The organism is Micromonospora sp. NPDC049107 (assembly GCF_040648595.1).
Classification (GTDB): Bacteria; Actinomycetota; Actinomycetes; order Mycobacteriales; family Micromonosporaceae; genus Micromonospora.
This window is the reverse complement of sequence record NZ_JBEZEC010000008.1, coordinates 77,387-91,591: the sequence shown is the minus strand read 5'-3', so window position 1 is coordinate 91,591 and position 14,205 is coordinate 77,387. Positions and strand designations below refer to the sequence as shown.

The window sequence follows — 14,205 nt, the reverse complement described above, 5'->3', positions numbered from 1 at the left end:
CGCTGACCGTCGAGATTTGACAGTGCCATAGCTAGCGGTTATCTATTAGCGGTCAATCTGAAGGGGCGTGCCGGAGTGCAGGACGTGGTGCTGGCCATGCTGGCCAAGGAGCCGGCGCACGGGTACGAGCTGCGCAACCGGATGCGCGGTGCGCTCGGCCCCCTCGGCGAGACGATGAACGCGGGGCAGATCTACGTGACGCTGGCCCGGTTGGCGAAGGCCGGCCTGGTGACCTCCGAGCGGGCCGACGGCCTGCCGGATCGGCCGGACCGCCGGGTCTACGCGTTGACGCCCGCCGGGCAGCAGCGTGTCGCCGGCTGGCTGATCGAGGTGAGCTGGCCGAAGCCGGACCTCGCGGAGTTTCACCTGAAGCTGGTGGCCGCTGCGGCTGCCCGGCTTGCCGATCCGGTCGCGTTGGTGGACGCCCAGCGGCGGGAGGTGCTGCGCAGGCTGCGCGACGCCCAACGGGCGGCGTTGGAGCGGTCGGTGGATCCGGTCGCCGGATTGCTGCTGGAGGGCGTCGTGTTGCGGCTGCGGGCTGACCTGGAGTGGCTGGAGGCGTGCGAACGCATGTGGACCGAGCGCGGTCGCGCGGAACGGAAGGCGGGGGCATGAACGGGTCGTTGGCGCTGCGGGCACGCGGGCTGAGCAGGTGGTACGGCTGGGACAACGCGCTGGTCCGCGCGGTCGACGAGGTGGACCTGGACGTGCCCGCCGGCCAGGCGGTGGCGATCATGGGCCCCAGCGGATGCGGCAAGTCGACCCTGCTGCACCTGCTCGGCGGGCTCCAGCGTCCCACCGACGGCGAGGTGTGGCTGGCCGACCACCGGATCGACACGATGAGCGAGCGCGCCCTGGCGCGGCTGCGGCGCGACCACATCGGTCTCGTCTTCCAGTCCTTCCACCTGATGGACGAACTCACCGCCGTGGAGAACGTCGAGATGGCCGCGCTGCTGGCCGGTCGGTCGCCTGGCCGCGCCCGCCGACGCGCCCTGCACCTGCTCGACCAGGTGGGGCTGGCCGACCGCGCCACGCACCTGCCCTCGGCGCTGTCCGGCGGTCAGCGTCAACGCGTCGCCATCGCCCGCGCGTTGAGCAACGAACCGCAGGTCGTGTTGGCCGACGAACCCACCGGCAACCTCGACAGCGCCGCGACCCTGGAGGTGCTGCGGCTCTTCGAGGACCTGCGCAGCGCCGGGCAGACCCTCGTGGTGGTTACGCACGACGCCCGCATCGCGGCGGTCGCCGACCGGGTGATCTCCATGCGTGACGGGGCGTTCGCCGACGACAGCATGCTCGCCGGCGTCCACGACGGGGTGCGCTGACGTGGCGGGCCGCCTGCTGCTCGTGTGGCGACTGCTGGTGCGGGACCTGCGTCGGCACCGGACGGAGACCGTGCTGCTGCTGGTCGCCATCACCGCGGCGACCGCGACACTCACCCTCGGCCTCACACTCAACGAACTCGTGACCCGCCCGTACGAGCGGACCCGGGACGCCACCGCAGGCCCGGACCTCGTGGTGGAGACGGGTTTCCCCGGTCCGCGGGCCCTGGACGCGCTCGCGCCACTGACCACCCTGCCCGGCGTCACCGACCACAGCGGACCGTATCCATTGGCCTTCCTGGCGCTGACCGCCCGCGACACAACCGTCCGGGTCATCGTCGAGGGCCGCGACGGCACGCCGGCCGCGGTCAACCGACCGGCCGTGACCGACGGCACCTGGGTACGCCCCGACGGCGTGGTCGTCGAGCGCACCTTCGCCGACGCGCTCGGCCTACACCTCGGCGAGACGGTCAGCGTCGGCGGCCACCCCCTGCACGTGACCGGACTCGCGGTGACCGCCGCCCGGCCGGTGTACCCGCAGGTCCACTGGCACCTGCCGGGCTCGAACCTGGTGGAGAAGGGCGGCCTGGTCTGGGTCGATCGTCGTGACATCGCCACCATCGCCGGGGACCAGCCGCTGTCGTACACGCTGAACCTCAAACTGGCCGACCCGGAGGTCGGCGCCGGCGTCGTCGACCCCTCGGGCAGCAATCCCTACTACCGCGGCTGGAGCTTCCGCTCGGCGCGGGACATCGCCGACAGCAGTGGTCGCCAGAACGGGCAGGCCGAGACGGCCCTGGTGGTCGGCAGTTGGCTGCTGACCGGCCTCGCGGTGATCGGCGTCGCGGGTATCGTCGCGGGCCGCGTCATCGCCCGCCGCCGCCGGGTGGGGCTACTCAAGGCCGTCGGCGCCGGGCCCGCCGTGATCGCCGCCGTCCACCTGGCCGAATACCTCGTGATCGGGCTCGCCGCCGCCGGGGCCGGCCTGGCCGCCGGCTGGGTCGCGGCACCTCTGCTGTTCCGCACCAGCGCCGGATTCGTCGGCGTCGGCGTCATGAGCCCGCCGCTGCGCGTGGTGATCGCCAGCACCGCGCTCGCCCTCTCGATCGCCGTCGCGGCGACCCTGGCACCGGTGCTCCGCGCCGCCGTCACCACCACCGTGCACGCGTTGGCCGACGCGCCCACGCCACCGCGCCGTCGGCGCTGGGCCATCTGGCTGTCGCGCCGGCTGCCCACCGCCCTCCTGATCGGCGTACGCATCAACGCGCGGCGGGCACACCGCGCCCGGCTCGTCACCGTGAACACCCTGATCACCACGGCCGCCCTGGCCGCGGTCCTCACGATCCTGGCGCAGGACGACGATCCGCTGAATCTCGGCTACGCGGAACTCCCCGACCCCCGCAACGAACGAACCCTCCAGGCCATGCTGATCGTCGCCGGGATGGCCTGTTTCCTCGCGCTGCTCAACACCATCGTGAGCACGTGGACGGCGGTCCTCGACACCCGGCAACCGCTGGCGGTCGCCCGCGCGCTCGGCGCGACCCCCGCCCAGACCGGCTTGGGCCTGGCCGTGGCACAACTCCTCCCCGCCGTGCCCGGCGTCGCGCTCGGGATCCCGTTCGGCATCGGCCTCTACCTGTTCTTCGATGGCGAGCGATACCCACCCGCTGCCTGGACGCTCACCACGGCGTTCGGAGTCCTGCTCGCGGTCGCCATGGTCACCGCCATTCCCGCCGTCGCCGCGGCACGCCGCCCGGTCGCGGACATCATCCGCTCCGCGGGGTGACCTGACCACGGCCGATGGCCGGTCACCACCTGACGCTGATTCCAGTGACGCTGCTGCGGTCACCCCTATTAGTCCTCATCCTTCCCTATGAAGGTAGGATGAGGAACGATGACGGAAGACATGTACTCGGTTGAACAGGTCGCCGACCGGCTCGGCCTACACGTACGAACGGTGCGCGGCTACATCCGCGCCGGCCGGCTGCGCGCCGTCCGGATCGGCAAGCAGTATCGGATCGCCGCCAGCGATCTCGACGCGCTCACCGGACGGCCGCCCGCCGCCGTCGTGGCCGGGCACGCCGAGGTGTCGAGCATCGTGCAGATCGACGGTGTCGACCGGGCCGCCGCCGACCGGCTCGGCACGCTCGTACTGGCCAGCGTCAACACCGGGCACGACCCGGCCCGGCCGCTGCGGGTGCAGACCGTGCACGACGATGACCGCCGCCGCCTGAAGATCATCATCCTCGGTGATCCCGCCGGCACCGCCGAGGTGCTGCACCTGCTCGACGCCGTCCTCAACGCCGACAACGGCCTGCTCGACCGGGAGGTCCACGATGCCTGACGAGATCCAGGAACGCGCCGGGGTGCCGGTGCTGGTCTGCGACCCGGCCGGCCCGCCGATCGTCACCGAGCAGGACGCGCTGGACCTGATCGGCGCGGCCTTCCTCGGCGCCCAGGTGGTGGCCGTGCCGGCCCACCGGCTCGACGACCGTTTCTTCTCGCTCGGCACCCGCTTCGCCGGTGACGTGATGCAGAAGTTCGTCAACTACCGGCTGCGGCTCGCCGTGGTCGGCGACATCTCGACGCAGCTCGCGGGAAGTTCGGCGCTGCGCGCCCTGGTGCACGAGTCGAACCGGGGCGAACAGATCTGGTTCGTGCCGGACCTGGACGCCCTCGACGATCGACTGCGCGCCGCCCGATAGCCCGCTCACCGGTCGGGCCTGACCGCCATCTCCACCGCGTCCGGCTCCACCCGCCTGACCCGAGCCGCCTCGGCCGCCCAGCGCAGGTAGGCGAGCCACTCCTCGGACGACCACCCGTTGCGGCGGTCGACACCCGCCTCGGCGGGGAGTTGGCCGGCCACCACACGGTCGAGGATCAATGGCTGCACCCCGCCCGCGCCGCGCCGGTACCCCGCGAAGTAGAGAACCTTCGTGAACAGGCCCGGCCCCAACCACGGCAGACGAGCGTGGTTGGGGTCGCTGAATCGGCGGTACGCCGTCCGCAACGCCTCCTCGTCGGGCTTCGGGGTGCACACCCCCTCCAGCGCGTACGCCAGGCGTTTGCCGTCGGGGTCGGCGGCGAGTGACCTGGCGGCGCGCCACGGGCCGTACCCGATGGGGCCGTAGGCCCAGGCCAGTACGGCCGCCAGCAGGTGACGGGGACTCGCGACGCCAGCACGGCACGCCTCGGCGACCGCGAAGACGTCGCGCCGCCAGACCTCGCCACTCGCCGGGAAGGCGTCGGGCCACGCGTCCGGCGGCAGTCCGGCCCGCCAACGATCCACCCGAACGGTGACCGGGGTTCGCTCCTGCGGCACAGCATTAATCATGGTGGCCTCCCTCGACTCGCGTCCCTGTCCGGACGCTATGGCCGAGGCACACCGACGACAGCCCGCTGACTCCATATGGGGGGAACGAACACGCCGGTGGCCGCCCCTGCCTTCGGGACGGCCACCGCACGTGGCCGTTACGGCGTGGCGCAGATGGCGTACGCCGTGTCGGACCAGTTGCCGGCGAAGGCGTCCTCCTCGTACGCGCCGGACGCGGCGGACGTCGGGGCGGTCGCGGGGCCGCCGTTGGGGCGGAAGTCGTCAACGATGCCCTCGCCGGTCACGCCGTTCAGTTCGTAGCCGGCGCCGGTCAGCACCTTCCCAACCGGGCAGGTCGCCGTGACGCTGCGGAAGTCGGCCGAGGTGCTGGCACCCACCGTGGAGGCGCGCACCAGGCCCGCGAGGGGGTTGGCGCAGATGGCGTACGCGGTAGCGGACCAGTTCAGGGTCGTGGCGTCCGACTCGTACGCGCCGACGGTGACCGCTGTGGGTGCCGTGGCGACACCGCCGTTGGGGCGGAAGTCGTCGACGACACCTTCGCCGGTGACGCCGTTGAGTTCGTAACCGGTGCCGGTAAGCACCTTCCCGACCGGGCACGTCGCTGTGACGCTGCGGAAGTCGGCCGAGTTGCTGACGCCGGCCGTGGTGACCCGGACCAGGCCGGGCAGCGGATTGGCGCAGATCGCGTACGCCGTCACCGACCAGTTTCCGGCGAACGCCTCGGTCTCGTAGGCGCCGACGGTGACCGCTGTCGGTGCCGTGGCGACACCGCCGTTGGGGCGCAGGTCGTCGACGACGCCTTCGCCGGTGACGCCGTTGAGTTCGTAACCGGTGCCGGTGAGCACCTTCCCGACCGGGCATGTCGCTGTGACGCTGCGGAAGTCGGCCGAGTCGCTGACGCTTGTCGCGGCGATCCGCACCAGGCCGGGGACCGCGGCGGACGCCGGGCTCGCCGGGGCGAGCACCGCTCCGGTCGCGAGAAGAATGAGCACGGGTACGGACGCGCGAGCGCCGAACCGGCGGGCCGTGTTCTGAGTACGCATGTGTTTCTCCCGTCTGAGGCCGGACGGGGCGGCAGTGCGAAGCCGACGTCGAGGCCGTTCGTGATGACGGGTTCACGCTAGGTAGCCACCTGACCAGGCATTATCTCCAAGCCGACTACGTCGCGTAGCGGACCATGAGGGGTGCCCTCCGCCGCGCTGACGTGCGGTGAGGACGCCCCCCGATCACGGACGCGACCGGCGTGGCCGGCCAGTGGTCACCAGATCCGCACCTCGTACACCCTTACCGTGCGGCCGAAGTCCACTCCGTACCACTTGTCGACAGTGCTCGTGTGGTACTGGCCGCCGGCCTCGTAGTTGACAGTCACCTTGTTGTTGCCCGAGGTGTAGTGGTGGACGCCGCCGATGTTCACGGCCGTGACGCCCCGACTGGCGAAGCACTTGGACATGCCGACGGTGCCGAGCGTGATGTCGAGCTTGAGGAAGTCCGTCCGGGTGCCACAGCCGACCGAGTTGATGGCCAGGGCAGGGCTGGCCGGGAGCGCGATGGTCAGGGCGAGGCCCGCCACCGCACCGAGGGCGATCTTCTTGACGCGCGTCTTCATCTACGCGGGGTCCTTTCTGTTCCGGTGGGAGTGGTGTCGTGCGCGCCACCACTACGCCCGGGACGACCCGGTGGTTCACCGCCGAGGGAGATATTTATTGATTTTTATGAATGGCGGCTACCATTCGGCTATGCCCGCTCGCCGCGTCACCGCCGCCGTCGCCCTTGCCGCGCTGGCGAGCCTGCTCGCCGTCGGCGTGGCCCGTGCCGACGGCCCGGCCATCAGCACCCCCGGCACTCCGACCGTGGTCGCCAACGAGCCGCATCGGCTCACGCTCAGCTGGGCGCCCTCCGCCTGGGTCGAGCCCGGGGCGGAGCAGCCGATCAACTACGAGGTGCAGGTGCCGCTGGGCCCCAACACGTACCGTTTCCTCGGCTCCACCACGGACACCACGATCACTCTCACCGACCTGGCACCCGGCACGACGTACCGGATCGCGGTTGCCGCCCGCGCGCTCGGCGGCTACTCCGACACCTCGCTCACGACGACCGTGCGCACCGCCAGCGGTCGCGCGACGGTCAGCTATCTCAACCTCGACTGGTCACCGACGAACAACCAGATCCAGCACCTCCTGAAGGTCACCAACACCGGCACCGCGCCGCTGGACCTGAGCACGGTGCGGGTGCGCTACCACCTGCGCTTCGAGGGCGGCAACACCTCACTGGTGCCGAACTGCGACTGGGCCGCGCTGGGTTGCCAACGGATCCGGCAGACCGTGCAGTTCTTCGTCCCCCCAGGCGGGCCGGCCGGGCTCTCGACGCCGGCGCCGCCGAATCCCCAGCCGGGCACCGCCGTCCCCGGCTGGGTGGAGCTGACCTTCACCGACGGTACGCTCGCGCCGGGCCAGTCGACCGGGCCGATCCAGCTGCGGCACCACCGGCACAGTTGGAGTGACATCGACGAGCGCGACGACCCGAGCTGGCTCGCCGCCACCGGCCAGTGGACCGAGAACGGGCGGATCACGCTCGACGTCGACGGGGTACGCGAGTTCGGCGACACGAACACCTGACACGCGCGGGAGGCCGGTCCGCAGTCGGCCCCGACCTGACGAGCCTGATGCCTGTGCGTCATCTTGATGACTCACCGGCATCACCCACTCAGGGACCACACGGTCCGCTGGCGCGTCGGCCGAAGCTCTGGGGCATGTGGACCCTGGCGTTCGGTATGCCGAGGGCCAGCAGCCGCGCCCGGGCGGCGGCCACCATCGCGGGTGGGCCGCACACGTAGATGTCCTGGCCGGGCCGGTGATGGTCGAGGGCGATGGTCAGAGCGTCGCCCTGCTCGCCCGGCTCGGCGCAGGGGTCGTCGGAGAGGGCCGGCACGATCGTCAGCCAGTCGTGGGCGCACTGAAGCTTGTCGAGGGCGATCGCGTCGTACAGGTCGATGAACGTACGCGCGCCGACGACAAGCGTCACCCGCCGACCGTCCGGTGCGGCGGCGACCTGCTCGACCAGGGCGCGCAGCGGCGCCAGCCCGGTGCCACCGGCGACGAGCAGCAGATCATCGGTACGCGCCGGGTCCAGGCTCAGCCCGGTGACGACGGGTGGGCCGAGCCAGAGCAGCTCACCGGGGCGTACCTGATGAACCAGGCGGTGGGAGACGGTGCCGGCGGGTACGGCGCGGACGTGCAGCTCGACGGTGCCGTCCGCGCGTGGGGCGTTGGCCGGCGACAGCCAACGCCAGTGCCCCGGCCGACGCGGCGTGCAGACCGGCACGGCCTGACCTGGCAGCAACGGCAGTCGCCGCAAGGGACGTACCGTCAGGATGGCGATGTCGGGCGACGGCCGATCGTGCCCGATCACCTCGACGTGCCACCAGGCCCGGCCGTCGCCGGCGAGCGCGGCGGCCCGGCGGATGGCCTGCGTGGCGCGGCACAGGGCGCGCTCGGCGATGACGGTGAGCTGCGGCGTCCACACCGGCTGGGCGTGACGGGCCACCGTCGCGAGCAACGCGTCGCCGACGGTGGTGACGTGCGGGAGCAGGTCGAAGTGACGGTACGCGCGGCCGAGCACCTGGAGCAGCGCCGCCCGGTTCGCCTGGTCGTCGCCGCCGACCAGGAGGCGGCCCAGCGCGGTGAAGAACAGCGGCGCGTCGCGGCGTGGGAGCAGCCCGGTCCGGCGGTCTTCGACTGTGCACCAGAAGTCGGCGGCGGCCCGCACGTCGACCGACTCCCAGGCGGCGGCCAGGCTCATGCGGGCCGGGAGGTCGTCGTCGATCACGATGGGCATGCCGGCTCCAAGTCGTCGAATCGTGGGCTGGCACCGGGGCGGGAAGAGCTGCGCCGATGAGGGCCGGCGCAACTCCGAGGCCGAACACCCGCCCCGGGCCATGCATCCATCCTGTTCAAGCATCTGATGCCGCGATATGACCACTCTCTGTACTTGCGCTGTACCTATGCTGCATCGAAGTCGTTAGGCTGACCGGAGCTGCCACGACGTGATCGGGGGCTAAACCTTGCCTACTGTCCAGGCGTGGACAGGCCGCGAAACCCGTGCGCTGCGACAAGCCCTACGCATGAGCATTCGCGACTTCGCGGAGAACCTAGGCGTTAGTGAGCGGACCGTCTCCAAATGGGAAGCGGGCCGAGACGCGGTGCATCCTCGGCCGGAGATGCAGGCGGCGCTCGACACCGCGCTCAGCAGAGCCGGAGGTGAGGCAGCAGATCGCTTCATCGCCGCCACTAGCAGGACTGACCTCGATGCCAACCGCGTCGGCGACCTGTACAAGGTCCAGTCGCACAAGTTCATACCGGTATACACAGGTGCGGCGGCGGCTGCGGAACTCGCTGCGCAGGAGGGCTTTCACTCGCGACCACACGAGTGGCTAGAGGTTTCGACCGCTGGGGTACCTCATGCGGAAGGGAGCTGTACAGCGCACGTCTTCGCCTGCGGTGTCGTGGTGTTGCACCTCAGGCAAGAGCTGTACTTCCGCACGTTGGCCTTACTCGCCGCTTGGCGGTATGCCAGCTACGAGCAGGACCTGCCATGGGCGGCCGAACAAGTGGCGCGGCTCAGCTCGCCCGTCCCGTCATCCGATCGCGGCGCGCCCGAATACGTCCTGTCGATGTACATCCTGGAAGAGCCGGCCTGGACCGGCGCCGAATTGGAGACCGCACTACGCCTCATGAGCCTGCCGTCTGCACTGGTCAACCGGCGCGCACACCCCTCACCTAAACCGGTACGCGATCACGTCGAACGCCGCTTGCTAGCCCAAGGCTTCGATCAGCCGTCAATCCAGTCGTTCGGAGTGCACGGACTCTCCGTGGGCTACGCCAGTTGGGCGGGTCTGGCGTACCACGCGCTCTCCCCCGAGCAGGCCCTCATGATTGATGACCTGGTGTCCTGTGAGATCGACGTGCAGATGCTCTGGGCCTACTGCCGTCACATCCAGCGGCAGGTCGAGGACGGAGATGATCCTGCGATGCCACCCGAATTCGGCTGGCGCTTCCTCCGTGCTGCGTACTCGCGGTTGACGACGGCCAGGGCACGCGAGACTTCGCAGCATTGCATGATGCGCGAGGCGACGCTCTCAACGAGCGGCCTCCCGGAACGCCTGATGCAGGCCCAGACTGCCCTTCGCGAGACCGCCGGGTTGAGTGGCAGAGTCGACACATGAGCGAGAAGCGCGCTGCCCTGATCGTCATCGACATGCAGAACGGCTTCATCAACAACCGCAGCCGAGGCGTCATCCCGAAGGTCGTTGAGCTCGTCGATCGCTGGGAGGCGACCGGACGGCCAGTGGTCTTCACTCGCTACCACAACTACCCCGGCAGCCCATTCGAGCGACTGATCCATTGGACCTCGGTGCAGCACCCACCCGAGACGGAGCTCGTGCCTGAGCTGGCGCAGCACGCGAGCCGCGCCCGAGCCGTCATCGACAAGAAGATCTACTCGTACTTCTCCTTCGAGGGGGACGCCTTGACGTCGCAGGAAGGGTGGACCGACCTGGTGTTCTGCGGAGTGGCGACGGAGAGCTGCGTACTGAAGTCCGCGGTCGATGCCTTCGAGCGCGACCTAACGCCCTGGCTCGTGACCGACGCGTCCGCCAGTCACGGTGGACAAGCCGCACACGACGCTGGGTTGCTCGTTGCCCGCCGGTTCATCGGCGCCGACCAGCTCATCAGCACCGACGACGTGGGCGTCGAAGTCTGAGCGGTGCGGCGACGGCTCAGTTCAGCATCGGCTCCACTGCACATCGCCCGACTCGGGCAAACTGCGGGCATGACGGAACACCCAGTGCTGTATCTGGTCGTCTGCGCCGCGGGTCCGGCGGAACACATAGACGAGCTCGTCGATCTGCTCTTAGTCGATGGGTGGCGGGTCTGCATGATCGTCAGCCCGACCGCCGCGCCGTGGCTCGATCGAGCGGCGTTGCAAGAAAAGACCGGCTATCTGGTACGCGTGGAGTGGCGGATGCCCGGCGACCCCGAGCCCCATCCGCCCGCCGATGTGGTGGTGGCCGCCCCGGTCACGTTCAACACGGTGACCAAGTGGGCGTTGGGCATCAACGACACGTTGGCGCTCGGCGTCCTCAACGAGTCGCTGGGCGCGGGGCTGCCGATCATCGCGTTCCCGCACACCAAGGATGAGTTGGCCGCGCATCCCGCCTATGCGGGTCACCTGACGGTCCTGCGCGCTGCCGGCGTGATCGTGGCGGACGGAAAGCCGCTGAACTCGGTGAACGGGCCGGGACGTTGGGGCGTGGTCGTCGAGGCGCTGCGGGCGGTGCGCGTTGCATGAGTCGCCAGTCGGGTGAGGTGGCCTCGCCGATTGCGCGACAAGTTCTGCCGATGCGACCGGTCGCCGCGCCCCATCCATAGACGGAACGTGTGGTTAGGTAGCTCGAATGACGGATCTTGAGCGGGGTGTGTACGAGCACCTGATCACCCGTGAGCTGGCTGATCGCCTCCAGCATGTCGACCCCGCCCTGGTTCAGCACCACAACCTCGACCCGGCCGACGCGCACACCGCCCTCGCCCGGCACATCGCCACCCTGGCCGCCCGAGCCCTGCAGTCCGTCCCCAATGGCGACGACAAGCTCCACCACCAGATCGCAATGGCGAACCAGATCGCTGACGCCATCACCACCCTGAGTCCCAAGGCAGCAACGGAACAGGACCAGGTCACCGACGCCAAGCACCTGCTCCATGCCATCGCCGCCCCGCCAACGCCACCCGCGCAGCCGAGCTTTCCGGACCGTCCCACCACGCCCCTCTCCACCGGCGCACTCCTGGTCAACGGCCGCCACCAGCCCCGAATCGGCCACGAGGTCAACCACGAGATGGCCTCGGCCGAGAGCGTCGATCTGCTCTGCGCGTTCATCAAGTGGTACGGCCTGCGCATCGTTGAGCACGCCATCCGCGACCTGATCGACCGAGGCGGCAAGGTCCGGGTCATCACCACCACCTACCTTGGCGCGACCGATCAGCGAGCGCTCGACCGGCTCAAAGAGCTGGGCGCAGAGGTCAAGGTGTCCTACGAGACGCGGACCACTCGCCTGCACGCCAAGGCTTGGCTGTTCCGCCGTAACAACGGCACCACCACCGCGTACGTCGGCTCGTCGAACCTGTCGAAGACCGCACTGGTGGACGGCGTCGAGTGGAACGTGCGCATCTCGAACATCGAGCAGCCGCACGTCATCGACACGTTCACGGCCACGTTCGAGGACTATTGGAACGACCCGGCGTTCGAGGCGTACGACGCGACCAGGGACGCCGAGCGGCTTCGGCATGCGCTGAGCGGGGAACGCCGCGATCAGACACCCACCGAGATCTCGAACCTGGACGTGCGCCCGTACCCGTACCAGGCAGAGATCCTCGCCGACCTGGACGCCGAACGGCTGGTGCACGGGCGTTGGCGCAATCTGGTGGTCATGGCGACGGGCACCGGCAAGACCGTCGTCGCCGCCCTGGACTACCGCCGACTGCACAGGGCGAAGCGAGCGGACTCGCTGCTCTTCGTAGCGCATCAGGAGCAGATTCTGCGGCAGAGCCTGTCTACGTTCCGGCAGGTCATGGGGGACGGCAGCTTCGGCGAGACGCTTGTCGCGGGCGAGAAGCCGAACGGTTGGAAGCACGTCTTCGCCTCCATCCAGTCGCTGCACCGGCGGGAGGTCGACCCCGAGGCGTACGACATGGTGATCGTGGACGAGTTCCACCACGCTGAAGCGCCCACGTACACCCGGCTTTTGGAGCGGCTGCGTCCCCGCGTACTCCTCGGACTGACCGCGACCCCCGACCGGGCCGACGGCGGCGACGTGCGCCGGTGGTTCGACGGGCGCGCGTCCGTTGAGCTGCACCTGTGGGACGCGTTGGAGCGGCAGTTGTTGTCGCCGTTCCAGTACTTCGGGCTGCACGACGACGTGGACCTGTCGCACCTCGCCTGGAAGCGCGGCCAAGGCTACGACCCGGCCGACCTGGACGTCGTCTACACCGGCAACCACGCACGGGCGCGGTCGGTGTTGCGTGCGGTCAGCGACAAGGTGGACGTCGGGCGGATGCGGGCACTCGGGTTCTGCGTGAGCATCGGGCACGCCGAGTTCATGGCCAGGTGGTTCAACGACCACGGCGTGGCGTCTGCGGCAGTGACGTCGCGAGCCGGCACTGATCGGGCCACGCTGTTGCGGGACTTCAAGGCCGGCAAGCTTCGGGTGCTCTTCACCGTGGACCTGTTCAACGAGGGCGTCGACCTGCCGATGGTCGACACGATCCTGATGCTGCGACCCACCGAGAGCGCCACGATCTTCCTGCAACAACTCGGCCGTGGTCTGCGACTGGACGACGACAAGCCCTGCCTGACCGTGCTCGACTTCATCGGCGGGCAGAACGCCAACTTCCGCTTCGATCTGCGCTGGCGTGCCCTGACGGGGGTGAGCCGGCGGGCGATCACCGAGGCGGTTCGCGACGACTTCCCGAGTCTGCCCAGCGGCTGCCACGTCGAGCTGGACCGGGTGGCAAAGGATCTCGTCCTCGCCAACCTGAAGAGCGCACTGCCCACCTCGAAGGCTGGCCTGGTCTCTGAGCTGCGGCAACTCGGCGACGTCACTCTGGCGACGTTCCTGCACGAGACCGGCTTGGAGATCGAGGACGTGTACCGATCGGCCAGCGTCGGTGGCTGGACCGGCCTGCGGCGGCTCGCCGGCGTCGAGACGACCGCGCCCGGCCCCAACGACCGCGAGCTGGGCCGCGCCATCGGTCGCATGCTGCACATCGACGACACCGACCGGCTAGAGCTACTAACGAAGGTCGCGGCCGGACCACCCGCGCCAGGTCAGCAGGGGTACGCAGGCAGCAGCCGACTACTAGACATGCTGCACTTCAGCCTCTGGGGGCCGAACGCCCCGCTGGCGACGCGCGGCGAACGGCTGGCACAACTGTGGAAGGAGCCGGCGCGTTGCGCCGAGTTGCGGCAGGTCGCCGAGGTGCTGCGGGACCGCATCCACCGGGTCACGCCCGCGCTCGCGGCGGGGGCGGTGCCGCTGCGGGTGCACGCCCGGTACAGCCGCAACGAGGCGTGCGCCGCCTTCGGAATGCCCAATCCGGGCTCGCTGCGCGAGGGGGTGAAGTGGCTGCCGGACGCCCAGGCCGACCTGTTCTTCGTCACCCTGGTCAAGTCGGAGGCGCACTACTCCCCCACCACCATGTACGCCGACCGGGCCATCACCGACACGTTGTTCCAGTGGGAGTCGCAGAGCACCACGTCGGCGGCGTCGGCGACCGGGCGGCGCTATACGTCGGGCGGCTCGACAGTGCACCTCTTCATTCGGGAGACCCGTATCGCCGACCGTGACCTGGGCGCACCGCCGTACCTCTACGCCGGCACCATGACGTACGAGTCGCACACCGGTGACCGGCCGATGCGTGTCCTGTGGCAGCTCCACCACGCCCTACCCGCCGACGTCTACGCCACCGCCCGAACAATCGCCGCTTAGCCCTCACCGGCGGT

General features: G+C 69.8%; 14 protein-coding genes. 10 read left to right on the top strand and 4 right to left on the bottom strand.

The features are described from left to right. The first annotated feature begins 75 nt into the window (after positions 1–75). The 5 genes from AB0B55_RS20425 (at position 76) to AB0B55_RS20405 (ending at position 4,027) form a co-directional block, all read left to right on the top strand. Positions 76–615, top strand: a complete 540-nt coding sequence (locus AB0B55_RS20425; protein ID WP_357172945.1) for a PadR family transcriptional regulator — start codon at positions 76–78, stop codon at positions 613–615. Next, a complete protein-coding gene (locus tag AB0B55_RS20420; RefSeq protein ID WP_357127835.1) occupies positions 612–1,325 on the top strand; it encodes an ABC transporter ATP-binding protein in 714 nt (237 codons plus the stop codon). Before AB0B55_RS20425 ends, AB0B55_RS20420 begins: the two co-directional genes overlap by 4 nt. Before the next feature lies 1 nt (position 1,326). Beyond that, positions 1,327–3,108 carry an FtsX-like permease family protein gene (locus AB0B55_RS20415; RefSeq protein ID WP_357172942.1) on the top strand — a complete coding sequence of 594 codons (1,782 nt, stop codon included), beginning with the start codon at positions 1,327–1,329 and terminating at the stop codon, positions 3,106–3,108. A 108-nt stretch (positions 3,109–3,216) separates the two neighbouring features. Further along, positions 3,217–3,666 (top strand): helix-turn-helix domain-containing protein, encoded by a 450-nt coding sequence (locus tag AB0B55_RS20410; RefSeq protein ID WP_357172940.1) that lies wholly within the window; start codon positions 3,217–3,219, stop codon positions 3,664–3,666. Further along, complete coding sequence (locus tag AB0B55_RS20405; protein ID WP_357127844.1) at positions 3,659–4,027, top strand: DUF4180 domain-containing protein; 369 nt, start codon at positions 3,659–3,661, stop codon at positions 4,025–4,027. Before AB0B55_RS20410 ends, AB0B55_RS20405 begins: the two co-directional genes overlap by 8 nt. Before the next feature lie 5 nt (positions 4,028–4,032). On the opposite strand, the gene AB0B55_RS20400 is transcribed toward AB0B55_RS20405, so the two are convergent. From AB0B55_RS20400 to AB0B55_RS20390, 3 genes are all read right to left on the bottom strand, one after another. After that, positions 4,033–4,656, bottom strand: a complete 624-nt coding sequence (locus tag AB0B55_RS20400; RefSeq protein WP_357172937.1) for a hypothetical protein — start codon at positions 4,654–4,656, stop codon at positions 4,033–4,035. 137 nt (positions 4,657–4,793) lie between these two features. Beyond that, positions 4,794–5,699 (bottom strand): hypothetical protein, encoded by a 906-nt coding sequence (locus AB0B55_RS20395; protein WP_357172934.1) that lies wholly within the window; start codon positions 5,697–5,699, stop codon positions 4,794–4,796. A 215-nt stretch (positions 5,700–5,914) separates the two neighbouring features. Next, a complete protein-coding gene (locus AB0B55_RS20390; RefSeq protein ID WP_357172931.1) occupies positions 5,915–6,262 on the bottom strand; it encodes a beta/gamma crystallin domain-containing protein in 348 nt (115 codons plus the stop codon). Between the two features lie 130 nt (positions 6,263–6,392). Between AB0B55_RS20390 and AB0B55_RS20385 the strand changes: the two genes are divergently transcribed. Then, positions 6,393–7,271: a cellulose binding domain-containing protein gene (locus AB0B55_RS20385; protein ID WP_357172928.1), complete on the top strand. Its 879-nt coding sequence runs from the start codon at positions 6,393–6,395 to the stop codon at positions 7,269–7,271. A gap of 88 nt (positions 7,272–7,359) precedes the next feature. Here AB0B55_RS20385 and AB0B55_RS20380 read toward each other — a convergent pair whose 3' ends face one another. After that, positions 7,360–8,490 (bottom strand): FAD-binding oxidoreductase, encoded by a 1,131-nt coding sequence (locus tag AB0B55_RS20380; RefSeq protein WP_357172925.1) that lies wholly within the window; start codon positions 8,488–8,490, stop codon positions 7,360–7,362. Between the two features lie 226 nt (positions 8,491–8,716). Here AB0B55_RS20380 and AB0B55_RS20375 point away from each other — a divergent pair, with 226 nt between their 5' ends. From AB0B55_RS20375 to AB0B55_RS20360, 4 genes are all read left to right on the top strand, one after another. Continuing rightward, positions 8,717–9,877: a helix-turn-helix domain-containing protein gene (locus tag AB0B55_RS20375; protein WP_357172922.1), complete on the top strand. Its 1,161-nt coding sequence runs from the start codon at positions 8,717–8,719 to the stop codon at positions 9,875–9,877. Beyond that, positions 9,874–10,413, top strand: coding sequence for an isochorismatase family cysteine hydrolase (locus AB0B55_RS20370; protein ID WP_357172919.1), 540 nt, complete (start codon positions 9,874–9,876; stop codon positions 10,411–10,413). Before AB0B55_RS20375 ends, AB0B55_RS20370 begins: the two co-directional genes overlap by 4 nt. Positions 10,414–10,497: 84 nt before the next feature. Continuing rightward, a complete protein-coding gene (locus AB0B55_RS20365) occupies positions 10,498–11,001 on the top strand; it encodes a flavoprotein (protein ID WP_357172916.1) in 504 nt (167 codons plus the stop codon). Positions 11,002–11,107: 106 nt separating this feature from the next. Continuing rightward, the gene (locus AB0B55_RS20360; RefSeq protein WP_357172913.1) at positions 11,108–14,191 is read left to right on the top strand and encodes a DUF3427 domain-containing protein; all 3,084 of its coding nucleotides are present in this window, start codon (positions 11,108–11,110) and stop codon (positions 14,189–14,191) included. The last annotated feature ends 14 nt before the right edge of the window (positions 14,192–14,205 follow it).

What these genes read in the sequence shown, in the direction of transcription:
- AB0B55_RS20420 (WP_357127835.1), top strand. Translation starts at nt 612, where the DNA reads ATGAACGGGTCGTTGGCGCTGCGGGCACGCGGGCTGAGCAGGTGGTAC.
- AB0B55_RS20410 (WP_357172940.1), top strand. Translation starts at nt 3,217, where the DNA reads ATGACGGAAGACATGTACTCGGTTGAACAGGTCGCCGACCGGCTCGGC.
- AB0B55_RS20405 (WP_357127844.1), top strand. Translation starts at nt 3,659, where the DNA reads ATGCCTGACGAGATCCAGGAACGCGCCGGGGTGCCGGTGCTGGTCTGC.
- AB0B55_RS20400 (WP_357172937.1), bottom strand. Translation starts at nt 4,656, where the DNA reads ATGATTAATGCTGTGCCGCAGGAGCGAACCCCGGTCACCGTTCGGGTG.
- AB0B55_RS20395 (WP_357172934.1), bottom strand. Translation starts at nt 5,699, where the DNA reads ATGCGTACTCAGAACACGGCCCGCCGGTTCGGCGCTCGCGCGTCCGTA.
- AB0B55_RS20390 (WP_357172931.1), bottom strand. Translation starts at nt 6,262, where the DNA reads ATGAAGACGCGCGTCAAGAAGATCGCCCTCGGTGCGGTGGCGGGCCTC.
- AB0B55_RS20385 (WP_357172928.1), top strand. Translation starts at nt 6,393, where the DNA reads ATGCCCGCTCGCCGCGTCACCGCCGCCGTCGCCCTTGCCGCGCTGGCG.
- AB0B55_RS20380 (WP_357172925.1), bottom strand. Translation starts at nt 8,490, where the DNA reads ATGCCCATCGTGATCGACGACGACCTCCCGGCCCGCATGAGCCTGGCC.
- AB0B55_RS20370 (WP_357172919.1), top strand. Translation starts at nt 9,874, where the DNA reads ATGAGCGAGAAGCGCGCTGCCCTGATCGTCATCGACATGCAGAACGGC.
- AB0B55_RS20360 (WP_357172913.1), top strand. Translation starts at nt 11,108, where the DNA reads ATGACGGATCTTGAGCGGGGTGTGTACGAGCACCTGATCACCCGTGAG.